General features: G+C 62.6%; 20 protein-coding genes. 12 read left to right on the plus strand and 8 right to left on the minus strand.

Features of this window, described 5'->3' with window-relative positions; genetic code table 11:
* Positions 1-21 precede the first annotated feature (21 nt).
* The 4 genes from P9239_RS03360 to P9239_RS03375 all read right to left on the minus strand — a co-directional run bounded on the left by P9239_RS03360 (position 22) and on the right by P9239_RS03375 (position 4065).
* Positions 22-789: a hypothetical protein gene (locus P9239_RS03360; protein ID WP_404980145.1), complete on the minus strand. Its 768-nt coding sequence runs from the start codon at positions 787-789 to the stop codon at positions 22-24.
* Positions 786-1646, minus strand: a complete 861-nt coding sequence (locus P9239_RS03365) for a substrate-binding domain-containing protein (protein WP_309749609.1) — start codon at positions 1644-1646, stop codon at positions 786-788. Before P9239_RS03365 ends, P9239_RS03360 begins: the two co-directional genes overlap by 4 nt.
* Positions 1647-1758: 112 nt before the next feature.
* Positions 1759-2121: a c-type cytochrome gene (locus P9239_RS03370; RefSeq protein WP_404980176.1), complete on the minus strand. Its 363-nt coding sequence runs from the start codon at positions 2119-2121 to the stop codon at positions 1759-1761.
* Between the two features lie 135 nt (positions 2122-2256).
* Complete coding sequence (locus P9239_RS03375; protein ID WP_309749077.1) at positions 2257-4065, minus strand: methanol/ethanol family PQQ-dependent dehydrogenase; 1809 nt, start codon at positions 4063-4065, stop codon at positions 2257-2259.
* Between the two features lie 367 nt (positions 4066-4432).
* Between P9239_RS03375 and P9239_RS03380 the strand changes: the two genes are divergently transcribed.
* The 9 genes from P9239_RS03380 to P9239_RS03420 all read left to right on the plus strand — a co-directional run bounded on the left by P9239_RS03380 (position 4433) and on the right by P9239_RS03420 (position 12146).
* Positions 4433-4807: a 4a-hydroxytetrahydrobiopterin dehydratase gene (locus P9239_RS03380; RefSeq protein ID WP_309749078.1), complete on the plus strand. Its 375-nt coding sequence runs from the start codon at positions 4433-4435 to the stop codon at positions 4805-4807.
* 233 nt (positions 4808-5040) lie between these two features.
* Positions 5041-6072 (plus strand): beta-ribofuranosylaminobenzene 5'-phosphate synthase family protein, encoded by a 1032-nt coding sequence (locus P9239_RS03385; RefSeq protein WP_309749079.1) that lies wholly within the window; start codon positions 5041-5043, stop codon positions 6070-6072.
* 45 nt (positions 6073-6117) lie between these two features.
* The gene (locus P9239_RS03390; protein WP_309749080.1) at positions 6118-7047 is read left to right on the plus strand and encodes a methylenetetrahydromethanopterin dehydrogenase; all 930 of its coding nucleotides are present in this window, start codon (positions 6118-6120) and stop codon (positions 7045-7047) included.
* A complete protein-coding gene (locus P9239_RS03395) occupies positions 7047-8198 on the plus strand; it encodes an ATP-grasp domain-containing protein (protein WP_309749081.1) in 1152 nt (383 codons plus the stop codon). The genes P9239_RS03390 and P9239_RS03395 overlap by 1 nt, the downstream gene beginning before the upstream one ends.
* Positions 8199-8202: 4 nt before the next feature.
* Positions 8203-9213, plus strand: a complete 1011-nt coding sequence (gene mch, locus P9239_RS03400) for a methenyltetrahydromethanopterin cyclohydrolase (RefSeq protein WP_309749083.1) — start codon at positions 8203-8205, stop codon at positions 9211-9213.
* On the plus strand, positions 9210-10145 hold the full coding sequence (locus tag P9239_RS03405; protein WP_309749084.1) for a RimK family alpha-L-glutamate ligase: 936 nt from the start codon (positions 9210-9212) through the stop codon (positions 10143-10145). The genes mch and P9239_RS03405 overlap by 4 nt, the downstream gene beginning before the upstream one ends.
* Entirely contained in the window at positions 10132-10971 is an 840-nt protein-coding gene (locus P9239_RS03410) for a triphosphoribosyl-dephospho-CoA synthase (RefSeq protein ID WP_309749085.1), read from the plus strand. Before P9239_RS03405 ends, P9239_RS03410 begins: the two co-directional genes overlap by 14 nt.
* Before the next feature lie 198 nt (positions 10972-11169).
* Positions 11170-11679: a formaldehyde-activating enzyme gene (gene fae, locus P9239_RS03415; protein ID WP_309749086.1), complete on the plus strand. Its 510-nt coding sequence runs from the start codon at positions 11170-11172 to the stop codon at positions 11677-11679.
* 77 nt (positions 11680-11756) lie between these two features.
* Positions 11757-12146: a hypothetical protein gene (locus P9239_RS03420; protein ID WP_309749088.1), complete on the plus strand. Its 390-nt coding sequence runs from the start codon at positions 11757-11759 to the stop codon at positions 12144-12146.
* Positions 12147-12161: 15 nt separating this feature from the next.
* Here P9239_RS03420 and P9239_RS03425 read toward each other — a convergent pair whose 3' ends face one another.
* A complete protein-coding gene (locus tag P9239_RS03425; protein ID WP_309749089.1) occupies positions 12162-12638 on the minus strand; it encodes a dihydroneopterin aldolase in 477 nt (158 codons plus the stop codon).
* Positions 12639-12983: 345 nt separating this feature from the next.
* Here P9239_RS03425 and P9239_RS03430 point away from each other — a divergent pair, with 345 nt between their 5' ends.
* The 3 genes from P9239_RS03430 to P9239_RS03440 are packed head-to-tail and all read left to right on the plus strand — an operon-like array spanning position 12984 to position 17004.
* The gene (locus tag P9239_RS03430; protein ID WP_309749090.1) at positions 12984-15029 is read left to right on the plus strand and encodes a sigma-54-dependent Fis family transcriptional regulator; all 2046 of its coding nucleotides are present in this window, start codon (positions 12984-12986) and stop codon (positions 15027-15029) included.
* Positions 15026-15625, plus strand: a complete 600-nt coding sequence (locus P9239_RS03435; RefSeq protein ID WP_309749091.1) for a flavoprotein — start codon at positions 15026-15028, stop codon at positions 15623-15625. Before P9239_RS03430 ends, P9239_RS03435 begins: the two co-directional genes overlap by 4 nt.
* The gene (locus P9239_RS03440; RefSeq protein ID WP_309749092.1) at positions 15604-17004 is read left to right on the plus strand and encodes a DUF6513 domain-containing protein; all 1401 of its coding nucleotides are present in this window, start codon (positions 15604-15606) and stop codon (positions 17002-17004) included. The genes P9239_RS03435 and P9239_RS03440 overlap by 22 nt, the downstream gene beginning before the upstream one ends.
* 35 nt (positions 17005-17039) lie before the next feature.
* Here P9239_RS03440 and P9239_RS23365 read toward each other — a convergent pair whose 3' ends face one another.
* From P9239_RS23365 to P9239_RS03450, 3 genes are all read right to left on the minus strand, one after another.
* Complete coding sequence (locus P9239_RS23365) at positions 17040-17237, minus strand: transketolase-like TK C-terminal-containing protein (RefSeq protein ID WP_404989709.1); 198 nt, start codon at positions 17235-17237, stop codon at positions 17040-17042.
* 195 nt (positions 17238-17432) lie between these two features.
* Complete coding sequence (locus tag P9239_RS03445; protein WP_309749093.1) at positions 17433-18305, minus strand: phosphoribulokinase; 873 nt, start codon at positions 18303-18305, stop codon at positions 17433-17435.
* Between the two features lie 12 nt (positions 18306-18317).
* Positions 18318-19412: a class 1 fructose-bisphosphatase gene (locus P9239_RS03450; protein WP_309749094.1), complete on the minus strand. Its 1095-nt coding sequence runs from the start codon at positions 19410-19412 to the stop codon at positions 18318-18320.
* Between the last annotated feature and the right edge of the window lie 4 nt (positions 19413-19416).

Raw genomic sequence — 19416 nt, forward strand, 5'->3', positions numbered from 1 at the left:
CGATCCGCCACGAAAGAAATATTACCGGCTTGCGCGCGGAATGTTGCCCGCCTTCGTTGGCGCGCCGGCGGGCGGCGTCAGATTCCTGAGCGCGCCCTGATAAGCGATGGTTTCCTTCTGCAGTGGATGCGCGAAGTCGTTGCGCGCACCCGGCACCTCCGTGCGGATCATGAGAACACCGCCGGGCACGTCATCAGCAATCACAAAGGTATAGCGCTTGCCGATGTATTGGGCGAAGCGTTCCGCGTTGGGATCGTTTAGGTACGGCTGAATGACGACCTGACGCGCCTTGACATGCTTGCCGCCGCCGATGCCAAGCGCATCGCTCGATACGGGCGTGATTGCCGGACCAGCCGCTAAGGCAAGGCGAACGCGCTGCTGGAAGTAGCGCCGCTGTCCGCCTGTCAATTGCTCCATCTCGGCTATGTCGTGCTCCAGAAAGTAGATGATGACCGGATTGCAAGGTAATCCACCCGGCACCTGCACCGAACCCGTACGATCCGTGACGCGCGCATCGTTCTTACTGTTTCCGGGACTCAAGACGAGCACACGGACGGTATCGCTGACCTTCGCGGGCGGGCCTGAATAGTCGACCGCGTAGTCCAGCTCCGTCTGCGGCTCCACACCGTTCATATGCGGCTGCATGAACAGCAGGCGCTCCGCAGGCGCAATGTCCCCACCTGGGGCCGGAGCCGGATCCGAACCTGCGGCGAACGCGGCGGGCGCTTGCATAAAACCGAGTGCGCAAGCGGCCACCAGCGCGCGAAGCAACACCGGGTGCGCTCTCATTGCGCTTGCACAGGCTGCATCGGCTGCAGCGGCAGCAATGGAACCTGATAGCTGGTCAGGATCTGGTCGATCTTCGGCTGATTCGACGCAATCCAGTTGTCCACCTTGTCACGCCAAGCCTTCTCTCCGTAGCGCACGCCCATGGAGATTTCGAAGTCGAAGCGAATGCCGGGTTGCGGCGGAAATGGCACGAGCCTTACTTTGTTATCCGAACGATTGACGAAGTATCCGGCGATCGGCCCCCAGACGAACGCGGCATCGACATTGCCTTGCGTCAGGTCGTGCTCGATCATCTCGCCCGGAAACGCTTCAGGGTCTCCGCTTTGTCCCTGATACGACACTGCCTGCTCGATGAGATTATTCCGGAGCAGCCAGTCCACCGCCGGGCTCTTCACGAAGATGCCGAGCTTCAATTTTTTCAGTTGTTCCGGCGGCAGATTCATGAGATCCGCAGGCGTCTTGATGTTCGCGAACTCCGGTCGGTTCGGGAATACCATGGCGTAAGTGGAATGCAGATAGGGCCGCGTCGTTGCCGTCAGTTCATAGCCCTTGGGGACGCCGATAATCAGATCGCATTTATATTGCTCCGTATTCGGCACCTTGTCACGCAGCGTATTTCGCACGAAGCCCATGCGCTGCGGATAGAACGTGTATTCGAGCTTGTAGCCGAAATCACTCGCCATCTGGCTCGCGATCTTATTTTCGAAGCCTTCTCCCTTTTGGTTCGAAAGTGGCATGTTGTTGGGATCGGCGCATACCCTCAGGACGCCGTCCGCGCCGTCATTGTTCGGCAGACTCGGCGGCGGCCCACCCGCGCCCTGCGCGTAGGCGGCCTGCGTCGCTAGCACCGTAAGCATTGCGGCAATACATCGGAGCCACACCGTACGACTCGTCTTGCGCTGAGACATGAAGCCTCCGGGAGTGAACGCGCTCATCGTGCGCCGGCTTGCCGTCGAGCATGCAGCGAATTCATTTTGCATCGATCGCTTGCAGGTCGCCCGGATTGATCTTGCCGTCCGAGCGCCCTTTCAAATAGGCGTAAAGATTCTCCCAGTTCTTCTGCATCATCTGGCTCGCGCTGAAATCGGGCATGCCTTTATCGACGCGTCCGCCAAACACGGTGCGATGGAATTCGTTCTTGTCGAGCGTCTTGAAAGCATCGACCAGCGAGGGGCCGACCAGACCTTCCTGCTTCGCTCCATGACAACGTTCGCACGCGAGCGCGCGCCAGGTACGCCACCCTTGTAGCGTATCGTTGTCGACCTTGTTGCCATCGACGACCTGATACGCCACCGGCTTCATCTGCCCTGAACTGGTCTGAGCGAATGGCATGGATGACGCAACGAGCGCTATCGACAGCACCAAGATGAATCGGCCTTTCATTCGCTTGTCTCCTTGAATAAGTCTTTTAGCTAAGGCCTTTATTCGCGCGACGGCGCCGCCATGCCGCCGCGCGTGACCGCTGCATCAACTCGGGATAGCGAAAACGAAGAGCGTTCCGCCGAGCGCCGTGTACTTCGCCAGTTCGCGATAGCCGCCTACCGCGCCGAGGCCTTCCGTCGACTTTTCGAGTCCCGCCGCCATGCCGATGCCGGCCCAGCCGCCGATCCCCGAATAAACACCGACGAATTGCTTGCCCTGATACTGGTACGTGAACACGTTCCCGATGATGCCGGACGGCGTCTTGAACTTCCACAGCTCCTTGCCGTCCTTGATGCGCACCGCCTTGATATAGCCTTCGAGCGTGCCGTAGAACACGATGCCGCCCGCCGTGGCGAGCGCGCCGGACCACACCGAGAAACGCTCCGGCTTCGACCACGCGATCTTGCCCCTAGCCGCGTCCCACGCGATGAAGTTGCCCATTGCACCGTTCTCATTCGGACCCGGATACATCGAGAGCGTCGCACCGACGAACGGCTGACCGGACACGTAATCCACTTGGAACGGTTCGTAGTCCATACAGACGTGATTCGTCGGCACGAGGAAGAGACTCGAGTTCGGATCGTATGCGGCAGGCTGCTGATCCTTCGATCCGAGCGCGGCTGGGCAGATACCCTTTACGTTGTGATCCGGTCCAGCCTGTTGCGTCGAGTAGCTCGCATTGCGAATGGGCAGGCCGCTCTTGACATCGACGCTATCGGCCCAGTTCACTGCCGGGTCGTATTTCTGCGCGACGAGCAGTTCGCCGGTTTCGCGATTCAACGTATAGCCGAAGCCGTTACGGTCGAAGTGAACGATAGCAGGTACGCGCTTGCCGCCGATGCTGAGGTCCGACAGGATCATTTCGTTGACGCCGTCATAGTCCCATTCATCGTGGGGCGTCATTTGATAGACCCATTTCGCTTTGCCGGTGTTGAGGTCGCGCGCGAAGATGGACATGGACCATTTGTTGTCGCCCGGACGCTGCGTCGGGTTCCATGTGCCGGGATTACCCGTGCCGTAGTAGACGAGGTTGAGTTTCGGGTCCCATGCGTACCATCCCCACGTGGTGCCGCCGCCGTATTTCCATTGGTCGCCCTGCCAGCTCTTGGTCGACGAGTCCGCGCCCACCGGCATCATCTTTCCGTCGGACCAGGTCATGGTTTGCTGCGGGTCCAGAAGCATTTCATCGTCCGGGCCTGTGCTGTACGCTTTCCAGACTTCCTTGCCGTCCTTGATGTTGTACGCAACGAGACGCCCGCGCACCCCAAACTCGCCGCCGGAGATGCCCGTCAGCACCTTGTCGCCGAATACGTGCGGCGCATTGGTATTCGTCTCCCCCTTCTTCGGATCGCCGTTCTGCGCGCTCCATACGACATCGCCGGTCTTGGCATCGAGCGCAACGAGTTTGGTATCGGCTTGCTGGAGAAAGATTTTGCCGTCGCCGTAGGCAAGACCGCGGTTGACCGTATCGCAGCACATCACCGAAATGACTTGCTGATCCTGCTTGGGCTGGTATTGCCAGATGAAGGTCTGGTCCTTCAGGTTGATCGCGATGACTTTGTTGGGAAACGGCGAATGAATGTACATCGTGTCGCCGATAACGAGCGGCGATCCCTCGTGCCCGCGCAGCACGCCGGTGGACATGGTCCAGGCGACCTGCAATTTGCCGACGTTGTTTTCGTTGATCTGCTTGAGTGTGCTATAGCGGTGATTCGAGTAATCGCCCGCTTGCGCCGCCCAATTAGAAGGATTCTTGATGAGACTGTCGAGTTGCGGATCGGCCTGCGCGACATATGAATTGAGGCTTGCCGTCGCAACCACCGCCAGTCCAAGAACCAGGGTGCGTAAGTTCATGTCTCCTCCAGAATGGTGATGCCTCCGACCCAGGGATGACCACGCTACCGGGATGCATCGTGCGCGCCTTCTCAATGCAGGTAACGATCTACGCTGTGCCCGGTCATGGCCGGGAGCATGCGTATCGACGCGGTTTGCATATTCCATGCCGGTTTAATGTGTATGCACGGGCTTGGCGATGGCGCGGCAATCTGATGCGGTCACGACCTCCACCGCGCTGTATTGCGAGACATACTGTGTCAAATCCGCGAAACAGAATGCTGGAGCCACTTCGGTTGTGACGCGCCGCAGCAGCGATTGCTTCGCTTGAATGCGTTGGATCAAGGCGCGCATACTGAGTCATTCACGTATCGTTCGAGGACCTGCCATGGCTCAAGCGGAGAAGGTGTATTCCGAAGCGGAGATTGCCGAACGTTTGGGCGGTGCTCTCAAGCACTGGTATTTCGAGGACGGGTGGCTCAGGCGCAAATTCCGCACGGAAGGCTGGAAGGGGACGCTAATGGTCGTCAACGCGGTGGGGCATCTTGCTGAAGCGGCGTGGCATCATCCGGACCTTACCGTTTCTTATGCCTTCGTTGTCGTCAAGCTGAAGACGCATTCTGCTAAAGGCATTACGGATAAGGACTTTGCGCTGGCATCCAAGATCGAAGAGTTTGTGCAGTGGCAGCCTGCGCTTGAGGGTGGGCCGCTTTCGGGGACGCCCGTGGACGATCAGCGGTTTCGCTATATCAAATACGATTAGATTGTCCCTTCCGGGGCGGGGTTCGTGCTTTCCGCCGCAACGCTCTTTGTGCTGCGTCTTTCGTGTCGGTCCATTGGTGCGCCGTTCTTGTGGCGCTTCTTCGCGCTGCCTCTATCGCGAAGAAAAAAAAGAAGAAGAAAAAGAAAAAGAACGACAACACAAGCGCGAGCAAATCAAATTGGTACACCTTTTGCCTACCGCAAAGCGAAAGCCCAAAAAGGAACCAACGCCCGATGCCCACCCCCGGCCGCCTATCGCCGCCCCCCGCGATCACCCTTTCGGCGTTTGCGCGACTGCATCTCGGCTTCATCGATCCGAACGGTTCGCTGGGCCGTGCCTTCGGCAGCGTGGGACTGGTCATCGATACGCATGGCACGCGTATCACCGCACGGCGGGCGCAACACAAAGCGCGCATACACGGGGCATCGACGCAGGCACAGCACGAACGGATCGAAGCGTACTTGAAGCAACTCCACGCCGCGCTAGGCGTGACACAGCCCATCGACATCGAAGTGCACGAAACGCCCCGCGCGCACACAGGCCTCGGCTCCGGCACGCAGCTCGCACTGGCGCTCGGCACTGCATTCGCCCGCGTGACCGGCCACGATCTCGCTACGGCGGACATCGCGCGCATGCTCGGACGCGGTGCGCGCTCAGGCATCGGCATACACGGGTTCGATCACGGCGGACTGATCGTCGATGGCGGACGCAGCAACGCGCACAGCGAAAACACGACGCTGCCGCCGCTGCTCGCACGTCAGTGTTTTCCCGATGCCTGGCGCGTGCTGCTCGTCGACGATACCTCGCGCGAAGGCCTGCACGGCGACGCCGAAAAGCGCGGCCTTGCATCGCTCGCGCCCTTTCCCGCCGCGCTCGCCGCACACCTCGCGCATCTCGTCTTGATGCGCCTTCTGCCTGCCGTCGCCGAATGCGAATTCGAGCCCTTCGCCGATGCCATCTGCGACATGCAGCAGACCATCGGCGAATACTTCGCGCCCGCACAAGGCGGCGTGTTCGCGAGCCCGGCCGTGGCGCGCGCGCTGCAAGCCGTCGCCGCCGACCAGAAGGCCGGCATTGGGCAGACGTCGTGGGGACCGGTCGGCTTTGCGTTCGTCGCAAGCGCACAGCACGCCGAGCGCGCGCTCGCCACGGCACGACGCGCCGCCCCGGACGCATCGCTGAACTTCTCCATCGCCAGCGCACGCAATCGCGGTGCAACGTGGCGCGCAGGCGCTTGCCGTACGCCAGGCGCGAATGCTGCGTGATTGCGCGCTGCAACGCGTCATTCACCTTCCGACAGAGTCCAGACCATGCCCGATGCCGCCGAAAGACCCTACGTGCTGCACATGTTCACGAGCACGCCGCAGATGAGTCCCTTCGATGTGAACATGGCGGCGGATGCCGGTTATCAAATCGTCGTGCCGTACTGCAACGTCGATGAGGGCAGCGTCGTGCAACTCACACAGGACGCCATCTTCTCGCGCGGACCGAAGGGCGTGTCGCGCACGGGAATCTTCCTCGGCGGACGCGACGTGATGCTCGCCGCCGACATGCTCGAGCGCGCGCGCAACGCGATGGTGCCGCCCTTCGAAGTCTCCGTGTTTGCTGATCCGAGCGGTGCCTATACGACCGCCGCCGCACTGGTCGCGCTGGCGGAGAAGCACCTGAAGGCCGTGCATCACGTCGGGCTGGACGGCAAGCGCGTGCTCATTCTCGGCGGCACCGGCGCAGTGGGACGCGTCGCTGCGGCCATGGCGGCGTCGCTCGGCGCGGACGTGGTGGTCGCGAGCCATTCGAGTCAATCGCGTGCGACGCAAGTGAGCGACGAGATCAACCGGCGCTTCGATATCGCTACGTCGGGCGTCGCAACAGGCACGACGGAACAGTTGCATCGTGAACTGGCGCGAGCGGAGATCGTATTCGCGACGGCGGTCGCCGGCGTGCAGGTGATGAGCGCTGCGGATATCGCGCACGCGAAGCATCTGCTGATTGCCGCCGACGTCAATGCCGTGCCGCCCGAAGGCATCGCGGGCGTGAACGTGATGGACGACGGCAAGCCGCTTGCCGGCGCGGCGCGCGCGGATGCAATCGGCATCGGGGCGCTTGCCATCGGCAACGTGAAGTATCAGGCCGAGCATCGCTTGTTCGTGCGCATGAGAACCGGCGGCAAACCGGTTTACCTCGGTTTTCCCGAGGCATTCGACGAAGCCCGCGCCATCGTCGCGGGACAGGACGCGTGATGAACGCGCGTGCGCCGCGCGTTGCGGTGGCGGGACTGTCGGCGCGTCTGCTCGCGCAGTCAGCCGCGCGCGCCGGCCTGAACGTCGTCGCGCTCGATATATTCGGCGACCGCGATACGCGCACGCACGCGGGCATGTGGTTCGATATCGGCGGCGATGGCCTGTCGATAGACCGCGTGCGTCTGTACGATGCCCTGGAACGCGTCGCGCGCCTGCCGCGTATGCTCGGCCTCATCGTGACGAGCGGGCTGGAGCCGCATACCATGGAGTTGAGTCGCGCGCCGGGGGTGCCGCGTTTCATCGGCAATGGTGCGCAGTCTGCGGCCGTGCGCGATCCGCGCCGCTTCTTCGCTTTACTCGATGAAGCCCGCATCGCGCATCCCGATGTGTGCCTCACGCGTCCCGCCGATGCACGCGACTGGCTCGTGAAGCGGCGCGACGGCTGCGGCGGCACGCATATCGAATGGGCGCGCGATATCGACGTCCTGCCGTCCGGCGCCTATTTTCAGCGCCTTGCGCAAGGCCGCTCGATGTCCGCGCTGTTCATCGCGGCGCATCGCGAGGCCGTGGTCATCGGCTTCGCGGAACAGCTCACCGTGAGCGCGCATCACCTGCCGTTCGTGCATGCGGGATCGCTGGGACCCGTGACGTTGCCGCGCGATACGGCGGCGCGCATCGTTGAAGCAATCGAAACGATCGTGTGGCAAACCGGTCTCACGGGTCTAGGCAGCATCGACTTTCTGCTCGACGGCGATTCGTTCCAAGTGCTCGAAATCAACACGCGCCCCTCATCGACCATGGCGCTCTATGAAGCCGCATGGCCCGATGTGTGGCCGCACGGCCTGATCGAAGCGCATCTGGACGCGTGCCTCGACGGTCATTTGCCGCGCACCGACACCGCGTTCAAGCGAGCGCCGCTCGTCGCGGGACAACGCGTGGTGTTCGCGCAGCAAGGCTTCGTGGTGTCGCAGGCGTTCAGCGACGCCTGCTTTGCCGATCCCGCGTGCCACGACGTGCCGCTGCCGGGCGCGCGCATCGAAGCGGGCATGCCTGTCTGCACGATGATGGCCGCCGCGCCCGAACTCGACACCTTGCGCGTTTCGCTCGACAGCGAATGCACGCGCATCTTGCAACGCATCACAAGCCACTAAGCCCATGACACTGACATCGCCCCTTCCCGCCGGACTGAGCGTCAACGCGATGAGCGAGCCGCTCGTCGCGCAGCTGATCGAGTACAGCGAGCGTCTTCACATCGGCATCACGCGCACGCCTGCCGGTACGATCATCGTGGATGCAGGCGTCGATGCGCCGGGCAGCGCGGACGCGGGCATCCTGATCGCGCGAATCTGCATGGGCGGGCTCGGGCACGTAGCGCGTCGCACGGCTTTCGATGTCGCTCCGCTCTGGCCGACTTTCATCGAAGTGCATACGTCCAATCCCGTGCTTGCCTGCCTCGGCAGCCAGTACGCGGGCTGGAGCCTCTCCGCGACGAAAGAGGAAACCGGCGGCAAGAAGTTCTTCTCGCTCGGCTCAGGTCCGGCGCGCGCGCTTGCCTGCAAGGAGCCGCTCTTCGACGAACTCGGCTATCGCGACCGACACGAACGCGGCGCGCTCGTCATGGAAGTGAATCGTCTGCCGCCGCAAGTGGTCATCGACAAGGTCATCAACGACTGCGGCATAGCGCCCGACAAGCTCGTCATCGCGGTGACGCCGACGCACTCTGTCGCGGGGACGGTGCAGGTCGTCGCGCGCGTCGTGGAAGTTGCCCTGCACAAGACGCATGTGCTGGGCGTCGATCTGAGCGAGGTTGTCGAGGCAAGCGGCAGCGCACCGCTGCCGCCGCCCGCGCCCGACGACACGCAGGCGATGGGCCGCACCAACGACGCGATCCTTTACGGCGGCCGCGTGCATCTGACCGTGAAGACCGACGCGGCGGCGAGGCGCCTCGCCGCCGAACTGCCGTCGCTGAACGCGCGGGACTACGGCAAGCCCTTCGCGGAGATATTCAAGTCCTTCAACTACGACTTCTATCAAATCGATGCCGCGCTCTTCGCGCCCGCCGAAGCGTGGGTGTCGAGCCTGGAAAGCGGCGCAACGTATCGCGGCGGCAAGCTCGATCACGCGATGCTTCATGCGCAGTGGCACGTGACGCGAGAGGCGCCATGACACGCATCGCGATCATGACCGACGAGACTGGCTGGCACACCAGTCGTCTGAAGAAAGCCTTTCGCGCGCGCGGCGTCGAGGCGCGCTGCGTCGATCTTGCGGAATGCCGCATCGATACGACATGGGCGCCGCACGGCCTCGTGATTCCCGGCTTCGGGCACGCGCTGCCCGATGCGGTGTTCGTGCGCGGCATCGCGGGCGGCACGTTCGAACAAGTGACGCTGCGACTCGGCATTCTGCACGCGCTGCGCGAAAGCGGCGTGCCGGTTTATAACGATGCGCGCGCTATAGAACGCAGCGTCGACAAGTCGATGACGAGCTTTCTGCTCAACCGCTATGGCGTGCCCACGCCCGCGACGTGGGCCGGCGAATCGCCCGCATTCGCCAAGCGCGTGTTGATGCGCGAAGCCGCAGCGAGCCGCAAGCTCGTGATGAAGCCGCTTTTCGGCTCGCAAGGCAAGGGCTTGCGGCGACTCGGCGACGATACAAGCGAGCCGCTGCCGTCGCTCGACGACTTCAACGGCGTGGCCTATTTGCAGCGATATATCGATGCAGGGCATCCCGGCTTCGACTGGCGCGTGCTGGTCATCGGCACGCAGGCGATCGCGGCGATGAAACGCGTAGGCGGCGATGACTGGATTCACAACTTCGCGCGCGGCGCGCGTTGCGAGCCGGCTGAACTGACGCCCTCGCTCGCCGACACGGCCGTGCGCGCGAGCCAGGCGCTGGGCCTCGATTACGCGGGCGTCGATCTGATCGCGGCCAGCGGGCGCCCGCTCGTGCTCGAAGTGAACGGCGTGGCCGCGTGGCGCGGGCTGCAATCCGTGACATCACTCGATATAGCCGCCTTGCTTGCCGACGATCTGCTCGACCGCAAGCTCGCTGCATCGCAGCGCACGCTCGCGCTGGCCAGCGGCGATGCCCGCGCCTGACCCAGCGCACGCGCGTGCGGCTTTCCTGCGCGCCTGTGCGCTCGACGTGGAGACGCGCAAGCCGGGCAACGTGAGCATCGCGAGCGCGGGACACGGCATGACGGCGGCACAGTTCATCGAAAGCGCAGCAATGGCGGCGGCTGGCCTCTTCGCACGCGGCGCAAGTGTGGGCGAGCGCATTCTCGACGCCGTGCGCCGCACGACCGACGCAGTCGGCTGCAACACGAATCTCGGCATCGTGCTGCTTGCCGCGCCGTTGTGCGCCGCGCTAGAGCGTCTGCCGCGGGATCGCGCAATCGACGCGAAAGAGTGGCATGCCGCGACGCAACGCGTGCTCGCGTCGCTCGATCTCGACGATGCCCGCCTCGCCTATCGCGCGATTGCACTCGCTAATCCGGGCGGTCTCGGAGAAGCGCCCGAACAATCCGTGCACGCGTTGCCGACCGTGGATCTGCGCACAGCGATGATGCTGGCTGCCGACCGGGACAGCATTGCGCGGCAGTACGCGAACGGCTTCACCGATGTATTCGGCGCGGCGCAAGACGTGAGCATCATCGACGCGCAATCAGCGATGCTCGATGCATTCCTCACCTTCTTATGTGCCTGGCCCGACTCGCACATTGTGCGCAAAGCGGGCGCGGCGATGGCGCAAAGTGTCACGCGCGATGCCGCCGTTCATCGCGCGAACTGGCGCGCAGCGGGTCGTCCCCTCAATGCGCCCGCGCTCGATGCATGGGACGCCGAACTCAAGGCGCGAGGCATCAATCCCGGGACGAGCGCCGACCTCGCAGTCGCGACGATTTTCGTCGCGCTCATGACCGTGTGAGTCGTTGTGCGCACGATCTGCCGCACTGCAGGGCAAGTGAAGTGGCACGGTTCATGTTTAGGACGTACGCGGTTATGCCGCCCTGTGTGCTGCCGTTTGCATCAAAGATGCCTTGCGCGGTCTTCGGGTTATCGACCGTGGCCGCCATGAGCCTAGAGCAAGTCGATCGTCCCAAGAACCAATCACTGGAGGAACAGCATGGCCAAGATCAACCGCGTCATGATAGGCGAGTCGCTCGTCGGCGATGGCAACGAGGTCGCACATATCGACTTGATCATCGGACCGCGAGGTTCCGCTGCGGAGACCGCGTTCTGCAACGCGCTCACGAACAACAAGGACGGCTTCACGTCGCTGCTGGCCGTGGTCGCACCGAATCTCATCACGAAACCCAACACCATTCTCTTCAACAAGGTCACGATCAAGGGCGCGAAGCAGGCCGTGCAGATGTTCGGCCCCGCACAGCATGCAGTGGCGCTCGCGGTCGCCGACTCCGTCGAAGACGGCACCATTCCCGCCGATGAAGCCGACGACCTTTTCATCTGTGTCGGCGTATTCATTCACTGGGAAGCGTCCGACGACAAGAAGATCCAGGAGTTCAACTACCAGGCGACCAAAGAAGCCCTGCAGCGCGCGGTGGCGGGCGAACCGAAGGCATCGGAAGTGGTGTCGCGCAAAGCATCAGTGGCGCATCCGTTCGCGGCGGCCTGACGCGTTCATATGCCTCGCGGCCGGCGTGCGTCATCGCGCGCCGGCCGTGCGTCATCGACTACGACGAGGTTCATCGAATGACTGCACGTTGCTGCGCCCTGACCCTGTTCGCTTCTGTCGCGCTTACGAGCCCGCTGTCATTCGCGGCGGCGGGCGTGCCGGCACAGGGACACGACTATCCGACCGAAGGCCGCGTCGAATACGTGCTCGCCTGCATGGACGATAACGGGCATGACTTCGTGAACGTCTATAAGTGCTCGTGCGCCATCGACAAGATCGCGCAAGTGCTCACCTACGACGACTTCGTCGAGCAATCCACGTTTTCGAAATACGCAACGCTGGGCGGCGAAGGCGGCGGCGAGTTTCGCGTGGATCGCGCGAAGGCGCAGACGAAGAAGTACCGCGAACTTCAGCGCGATGCCTTCAAGGCATGCGGTCTCGTGAAGCCGGCATCGGTCGCTAAATAGCGCTGGACGCCACGCTTATTGCGGAACGTAACCAAGGCCGATCCATTCGAGTCCGCTCTTCACTGACGGCGCGCGACGCCGTTCTATCACGACGCCTACCGCATCGACATCGTCGAACTTCGCGGGCTTCGCAAGCGACACCCTCACCCAGTGCGCGCCGAACTGCGCGATGACAAGCTGCGCGATGTGTTCGGCGAGCGCCTCCAGCAACTGAACGCCGTGCGACGCGAGGAGTACGTGAATGGCATCGCGCACCGCAGCGTAGTTGACTGTGTCTTCGATGCGGTCCGTCGTGCACGCGCGCAGCGACGGCACGCCAATGGCGAGACTCATGCGCACCGGCTGCGCATCATGCAGTTCGGTCTTGTCGATGCCGATCACCGTCTGCCCCGTCAGTCCTTCGATAAAAACGATGTCCATCGGCGCGGCATCCTCAGCGGCGTGTGGCGGCGTGTCGGGAACGGCTTCGCGGATCGGATCGAATCGGCCCATATGCGTGTCGCCGCGCGAGCGGCCCGGTGAGTGGATCGAGTGTGAAACGCTGCTTTCGCTGGCTGCTCGCGAGGGAAAAGCAAAAACCGCGCGCAACGGCCCAACTCTATGCGACTACTTATTGAATCGGCGCGTCATCGGATGTAGAGTTTTTGAGAACCGGGCGCGATTGAGGCGGCAACCTTGACCGAATTCACGTCCGGCCACGAGGCGCGCACCCGTGCGGCAAGAGCACGAGGTCAATCAGACGGCCGCAGCGCCAGCGGTCACACGAACAGATTCGGCGTCGCACGCACGCGCGGCTCATGCGCGAGCGCAACGAAAACGCCACGGAGACACGCCCTCATGTCGTCGCTAGCTGACGTAGACACGCATGTCCGGGAAGTGCTGAACATCGTCAATAACCCGCTTGCCACGCGGCGCGCGAGCGATTCCGTCGCGCAATCGTGGATGCGGTGCCTCACCGAATTCCATCTCGATCCCGGCCGCTTCGTGATGCCGCCCGTGCTGACATCGCGCGAACTCACGGAACGCCGCGAAGCCGCGAGCGATCTCATCGCGTGCTCCAAGCTCGAGATGACGACGCTGTATCAGCAGCTTGCCGATCCGGAACTCGCCGTCGTGCTCGTCGATGCGGACGGCGTGATCGTGCATCAAGTGTCGTCGGTGCCGTTCGGCGAGGCCGTCGCCGCCGACGGTCTGCGCGTCGGCGCGCTTTGGAGCGAGCGTGAAGCCGGCACCAACGGCATGGGCACGTGCCTGATCGAGCGCGAGTGCATCGCCGTGTGCCAGCACGAGCACTTCTATCCGCGCTATACGTCGCTCACGTGCTCGGCCGCGCCCATCTTCGATGAACGCGGCACGATCGCCGGCGTGCTCGACGTGACTAGCCGCTCGAAACTCCTGCAACAGCATTCGCTCGTGCTTGTCGGCATGTCACGGCAGATGATCGAAAATCGTCTGATCGATGCGCGCTACCGGCACGCGAACATCGTCCACTTTCACAGCCGGCCCGAGTTCGTCGGCACATTGCACGCAGGCAAGCTCGCGGTAAGCGACGAAGGCGTCGTGCTCGCCGCAAGCCGCAGCGCGCTCTTTCAGCTCGATCTGCGCTCGCCCGCCGAGCTTTGCGGCAAGCGCATCGAAGAAGCGTTCAATGCTTCGCTCGAAGATATGATCGCGCGCAGCATACGCGGATCGTTTCATCCGGTCACGGTGTACAGCGCGAAGACCAACAGCCGCTTCTTTCTCACCGCGCAAACGCCGCGTGAGGCAGCAAGCGGAGCAAGCCGCATCTTCATGAACGATTCCGCGTTGACGACTAACGCGAACGCACGTGCGAAACCCGTGCGCAAAGAATCGCGCGACAACGCGGGCGCGGGGCGTCTCGACAAACTCTCGCATCTCGAGTTCGGCGATCCGCGTATGGCTTCGCAAATCCAGCTTGCTGCACGCGTGATTCAACGCAAAATCCCGATCATCCTGCGTGGGCAAACGGGCACCGGCAAAGAAGTCTTCGCGAATGCGCTGCACAGCATCAGCCCGAACGGAGCGGGCGCGTTCGTAGCGGTGAACTGTGCGTCGCTGCCGGAGAATCTCATCGAGAGCGAATTGTTCGGATATCGCGCGGGCGCATTCACGGGCGCACAGCGGGAAGGACGGCGCGGCAAGATCGTGCAGGCGAACGGCGGCACCCTGTTTCTCGATGAAATCGGCGATATGCCGCTCGCGTTGCAGGCGCGCCTGCTGCGCGTGCTCGAAGAACACGAAGTGACGCCGCTCGGCGCGGAAACCACCGTGAAGGTGGACTTCCAGTTGATCAGCGCGAGTCACCGCAATCTGGCGGAACTCGTGCAGACGGGCATGTTTCGCGAGGACCTGTACTACCGGCTCAACGGTATCGAAATCAATCTGCCGCCCTTGCGCGAACGCGCCGACGCGCTCGCGCTCATCAGCCATATTCTGCAAACGGAATCGGCCGATCCGCCCACCTTGAGCCCCGAAGCGCGACAGGCGCTATTGAGCTATCCGTGGCCCGGCAACATCCGTCAGTTGCGGCACGTGCTGCAAATGGCGATAGCGCTATGCGACGGTCCCGAGATTCGATGCGCGCATCTGCCGCCCGAGATTGCGAATGGAACGCGTAGCGTCGGCGCTTCGGTTGCACCCACTGCGCCGCACGCTCATTCAACCGATGACGTCGACACCTCTGCGCTCAATGCGATTCAGGTGAAGGAACGCGAGACCGTGCTGCTGTTGCTCGACGAGCATCGCTGGAACGTGAGCAATGTCGCAAAGGTGCTCGGCATTAGCCGCAACACGCTGTACCGCAAGATGCATCGGCTGCATATACGGCTGTCGCACGATTCTTCGGCGCCGCACGACGCATGACGCAGCACGCGCCCGCCCGGCGGCTCGACGAATTCAAACCCGACGCACGCTTCGCCTGGTGCGTGACCGGTTCCGGCCACATGATCGAGGAATCGCTCGATCTCGCGTTGCGCCTGCCGCGTTGCGATCTTTTTCTCTCACGCGCAGGCGAAGAAGTGCTGCCGCTCTATGGCTGGCCTATCAAGAAACTACGCGAGCACTTCAAGGTCTTTCGCGACAACAGCGCGAGTAGCGTGCCCGTGGGCATGCTGTACCACGGCGACTATCACACTGTCGTGATCGCGCCCGCGACCAGCAACACGGTCGCGAAGTGCGCGCTCGGCATCTCGGACACGCTGCCCACCAATCTCTTCGCGCAGGCCGGCAAGCAATGCGTGCCGGGCATCGTTTTCGCATGTGATACGGCGCCGAGCGTCATTACGCAAACGCCGCGCGAATGGGTCGAAGTCAGGCCGCGCGCAATAGAATTCGATAACGTCGAACGGCTCGCGCGCATCGAACATACGACCGTCGCGCGCACGCTCGACGACCTGAAGGCCGCGCTCGAACGGCGGCTTTCGGACCTGAATCTCGCATGGAACACATTGTCTTCCTGACCGGCAGGCTCGCGGAGCAGAGTCTTTATCGCGTGCTCGAAGGCATTGCGCCCCAGAGTGCCGCATCGCCCTTTACTTGGGAAGTGCGCGAGATCGGGCTGCAAGTGGCGGGACTCATGACCGCCGACATGATTCGCCGGCGCGTCGCTGTGCCGCTCAGCGAAGGCACGAGTCGCATGATCGTGCCGGGACGATGCCGCGGCGACCTCGATGCGCTCACCGCGCTCTACGGCGTGAAAGTGGAGCGCGGTCCCGAGGAAGTGAAGGACTTGCCGCAGTTCTTCGGTCAAGAAGCACGGCATATCGATTTATCGCGCTACGAGACGGAGATTTTCGCGGAAATCGTCGATGCGCCGCGCCTCGACCTTGAGGGCATCGCCTCGCGTGCGCGCGACTACGCGAATCAGGGCGCAGATGTGATCGACATCGGCTGCCTGCCCGCGACACCGTTTCCGCATCTCGAAGACGCGGTCGCCATGCTGAGGGAGCAGGGCTACCGCGTGAGCGTCGATTCGATGCATGCGGAAGAACTGGTGCGCGGTGGCCGCGCGGGCGCCGACTATCTGATGAGTCTTAACATCGATACGCTTTGGGTCGCCGACGAGACGGCATCGACGCCCATACTGGTGCCGCGCGAGCCGCATGACATGGCATCGCTCGATGCGGCCATCGACGCCATGAAAGCGCGGCATCGCCCGTTCCTCGCCGATCCGATTCTCGATCCGATTCCGTTCGGATTCGCGGCATCCATCGCTCGCTATGTGGATTTGCGCGAGCGGCACCCGGATGTCTCGATCATGATGGGCATCGGTAACGTGACCGAGTTGACCGAAGCGGACACCACAGGCATCAACGCGGTACTGCTGGGCATGGCAGCTGAACTACGTGTCGCGGCGGTGCTTACCACATCCGTGAGCCTTCACGCGCGCCGCGCCGTGCGCGAAGCCGACGTCGCGCGACGCGTGATGCACGCCGCGCGCGAAGCGCAGACGCTGCCCAAAGGAATTTCGGGCGACCTGTGCGCGCTTCATGCCAAAAGGCCCTTCCCTTACAGCGCCGAAGAGATCCATGACCTAGCTGCATCCATACGTGATCGTAACTTTCGCGTTCAGGTATCCGCCGAAGGCATTCACGTCTATAACCGCGAGGGGCATCGGATCGCCACAGATCCTTTCGAGCTGTACCCAGAACTGAAACTGGAGGCGGACGGCGGCCACGCGTTTTACATGGGCGTGCAACTCGCACGCGCGGAGATTGCATGGCAACTCGGCAAGCGCTTCGATCAGGATCAGCCGCTCGACTGGGGTTGCGAGGTGGATCGTCCGGAAGAGGATGTCACCGCTTGGCATGCGCCAGGCACGACCATAAAGAAGCGTTGATCAACGCGCCTTCGCTTTCAAGTGGAATCATGTTGCTACGCGATGCGCTTTCTCCACACGCCTCCGTCGTCGCGCCGAAGTGCGCATAGAGGTTCTCTGGCCGGTGCGGACTCGCCGAACCGGTCGATCCGGATGACACCACGGTTTAATCCGACGTATTGCCGCCAAAATGCCGTAACGCCCGTCTCGATGGCAGCACGCGTCGGGCTTCGCGTACGAATGCGCGCGGCCAGTCCCGAAGCAGGTAGCCGCCATGTTCAATGCCATCAATCTGCGCGTCGTCGCGCGGCGTGACGGCCCACTTTGACGCGACAGCAGCAGGCGCAGACTCGCAGCATGTTCGATGCGCTGATGCGTTGGCCGATCCTCACCCACACCGATGGCACCGCGACTCGGCAGTAATCGGAAAAGGTGCATGAGCAAGCCGCTCACGCACGTGCGCGGCGGTCGCGCAACTGCAGAATCATGGGCGTGAAGATGAGTTGCATCGCAAGACCCATCTTGCCGCCCGGCACGACGATCACGTTCGGGCGCGACATGAACGAATCGTGCAGCATGGTGAGCAGATACGGGAAATCGATGCCATTCGGCTTCGCGAAGCGAATGACGACGAAGCTCTCGTCGGGCTGCGGAATCTCGCGCGCGGTGAACGGGTTGGACGTATCGACGGTCGGCACGCGCTGAAAGTTGACATGCGTTCGCGAGAACTGCGGGCAGATGATGTTCACGTAGTCCGGCATGCGCCGCAGGATCGTATCGACCACGGCTTCGTGCGAATAGCCGCGCATGGTCTGATCGCGATGCAGCTTCTGTATCCATTCGAGATTGATGATCGGCACCACGCCGACAAGCAAGTCCGCGTGACGCGCGATGTCCACCGTCTCCGTGACCGCGCCACCATGCAGACCTTCATAGAACATCATGTCCGTATCGGGCGTGACGTCTTCCCATGGCGTGAAGGTCCCCGCGTCTTGCTGAAAGCGCGCGGCCTCAGCTTCATCGTGGATGTAGCGGCGAAACTGTCCGCCACCGCTTGCGCCATAGTTCGCAAAAAGAGCTTCCAGTTCTGCGAGGAGATTCGCTTCAGGCCCGAAGTGGCTGAAGTTGCGCAGTCCGTCGCGCTCGCTCTGCTTCATCGCTTCACGCATGCCGAGGCGGTCATAGCGGTGGAACGCATCGCCTTCGACGATCTGCGCGTGAATGCGCTCGCGCCGGAAAATATGCGTGAAGCTCTTCATGACCGTAGTCGTGCCCGCACCGCTGGAGCCGGTCACGGCGATGATCGGATGCTTGATAGACATGCGCGTCTCCCCTTACGCGGAGGTCTCGGGCAGAAACAACGATCGCTCATGGAAGAGCGGCGACGTGAAAGGCTTGTCCGCGCCGCTGTCGTATTCCGCGTGATAGCGCGCTATGCGCGCCACTTCGTTCCGCGATCCGAGAATGACCGGCACGCGTTGATGCAGCGCGCACGGCGTGACATCGAGAATGCGCTCGCGTCCCGTGATCGACAGTCCACCCGCCTGTTCCACGATAAAGCTCATAGGGCTGGCTTCATATAGCAGCCGCAAACGGCCCTCCATCGCAGGGGTCTTGCGGTCGCGCGGATACATGAACACGCCTCCGCGCATGAGGATGCGATGCACTTCCGCCACCATCGACGCTATCCAGCGCATATTGAAGTCTTGCGCGCGGCATCCGCTCCGGCCGTCCTTGCACTCCTGCACATAGCGGCGCACGGGCGGCTCCCAGAAGCGTTCGTTAGATGCGTTGATCGCGAATTCGCACGAGTCCTCGGGAATGCGGATATCCGAGTGCGTGAGCACGAAGTTGCCGACATCGCGTTCGAGCGTGAAGCCATGTACACCATTGCCGACGGACAGCACGAGCATGGTCGAGGGGCCGTAGATCGCATAGCCGGCTGCGACTTGCTCGCGACCGGGACGCATGAAATCGGCTTCGTCGAGCGAGGCGCTTCGCGCATCACTTCGTCGCATGACCGAGAAGATGGAACCGACCACGCCGTTGATATCGATGTTCGATGAACCATCGAGTGGATCGAAGGCCAGCAGATAATCCCCGCGCGGATAGGGCTCCGGCACCGCATACACGCCTTCCATTTCCTCCGACACCATGCCGGCGAGCAGTCCGTCCCATTCGCAATGCTGCAAGAAGATGTCGTTGGTCAAGAGGTCGAGCTTCTTGTGCTCTTCCCCGTGCGTGTTGATGCTTTGCGCCGAGCCGTGCTGGCCGCCGAGCGCACCGCGCGTCAGCGCGGCCGCAATCGCCTTGACGGATGCCGCCACATCCACGAGCAAGGCGGACAGACCGCTCGCCGCATGCGAACCGGGCTGGCGGTCGAGCGTATCGATCAGGAACTTCGACAACGTCGTGCGTCCATCCCGCATGATT

The organism is Caballeronia sp. LZ062 (assembly GCF_031450785.1).
In the GTDB taxonomy this organism is placed as follows: Bacteria; Pseudomonadota; Gammaproteobacteria; order Burkholderiales; family Burkholderiaceae; genus Caballeronia.

What these genes read in the sequence shown, in the direction of transcription:
- P9239_RS03395 (WP_309749081.1), top strand. Translation starts at nt 7,047, where the DNA reads ATGAACGCGCGTGCGCCGCGCGTTGCGGTGGCGGGACTGTCGGCGCGT.
- P9239_RS03450 (WP_309749094.1), bottom strand. Translation starts at nt 19,412, where the DNA reads ATGCGGGATGGACGCACGACGTTGTCGAAGTTCCTGATCGATACGCTC.
- mch (WP_309749083.1), top strand. Translation starts at nt 8,203, where the DNA reads ATGACACTGACATCGCCCCTTCCCGCCGGACTGAGCGTCAACGCGATG.
- P9239_RS03375 (WP_309749077.1), bottom strand. Translation starts at nt 4,065, where the DNA reads ATGAACTTACGCACCCTGGTTCTTGGACTGGCGGTGGTTGCGACGGCA.
- P9239_RS03380 (WP_309749078.1), top strand. Translation starts at nt 4,433, where the DNA reads ATGGCTCAAGCGGAGAAGGTGTATTCCGAAGCGGAGATTGCCGAACGT.
- P9239_RS03390 (WP_309749080.1), top strand. Translation starts at nt 6,118, where the DNA reads ATGCCCGATGCCGCCGAAAGACCCTACGTGCTGCACATGTTCACGAGC.
- P9239_RS03360 (WP_404980145.1), bottom strand. Translation starts at nt 789, where the DNA reads ATGAGAGCGCACCCGGTGTTGCTTCGCGCGCTGGTGGCCGCTTGCGCA.
- P9239_RS03420 (WP_309749088.1), top strand. Translation starts at nt 11,757, where the DNA reads ATGACTGCACGTTGCTGCGCCCTGACCCTGTTCGCTTCTGTCGCGCTT.
- fae (WP_309749086.1), top strand. Translation starts at nt 11,170, where the DNA reads ATGGCCAAGATCAACCGCGTCATGATAGGCGAGTCGCTCGTCGGCGAT.
- P9239_RS03440 (WP_309749092.1), top strand. Translation starts at nt 15,604, where the DNA reads ATGGAACACATTGTCTTCCTGACCGGCAGGCTCGCGGAGCAGAGTCTT.
- P9239_RS03365 (WP_309749609.1), bottom strand. Translation starts at nt 1,646, where the DNA reads ATGCTTACGGTGCTAGCGACGCAGGCCGCCTACGCGCAGGGCGCGGGT.
- P9239_RS03435 (WP_309749091.1), top strand. Translation starts at nt 15,026, where the DNA reads ATGACGCAGCACGCGCCCGCCCGGCGGCTCGACGAATTCAAACCCGAC.
- P9239_RS03405 (WP_309749084.1), top strand. Translation starts at nt 9,210, where the DNA reads ATGACACGCATCGCGATCATGACCGACGAGACTGGCTGGCACACCAGT.
- P9239_RS03410 (WP_309749085.1), top strand. Translation starts at nt 10,132, where the DNA reads ATGCCCGCGCCTGACCCAGCGCACGCGCGTGCGGCTTTCCTGCGCGCC.
- P9239_RS03370 (WP_404980176.1), bottom strand. Translation starts at nt 2,121, where the DNA reads ATGCCATTCGCTCAGACCAGTTCAGGGCAGATGAAGCCGGTGGCGTAT.
- P9239_RS03385 (WP_309749079.1), top strand. Translation starts at nt 5,041, where the DNA reads ATGCCCACCCCCGGCCGCCTATCGCCGCCCCCCGCGATCACCCTTTCG.
- P9239_RS03430 (WP_309749090.1), top strand. Translation starts at nt 12,984, where the DNA reads ATGTCGTCGCTAGCTGACGTAGACACGCATGTCCGGGAAGTGCTGAAC.
- P9239_RS03425 (WP_309749089.1), bottom strand. Translation starts at nt 12,638, where the DNA reads ATGGGCCGATTCGATCCGATCCGCGAAGCCGTTCCCGACACGCCGCCA.
- P9239_RS03445 (WP_309749093.1), bottom strand. Translation starts at nt 18,305, where the DNA reads ATGTCTATCAAGCATCCGATCATCGCCGTGACCGGCTCCAGCGGTGCG.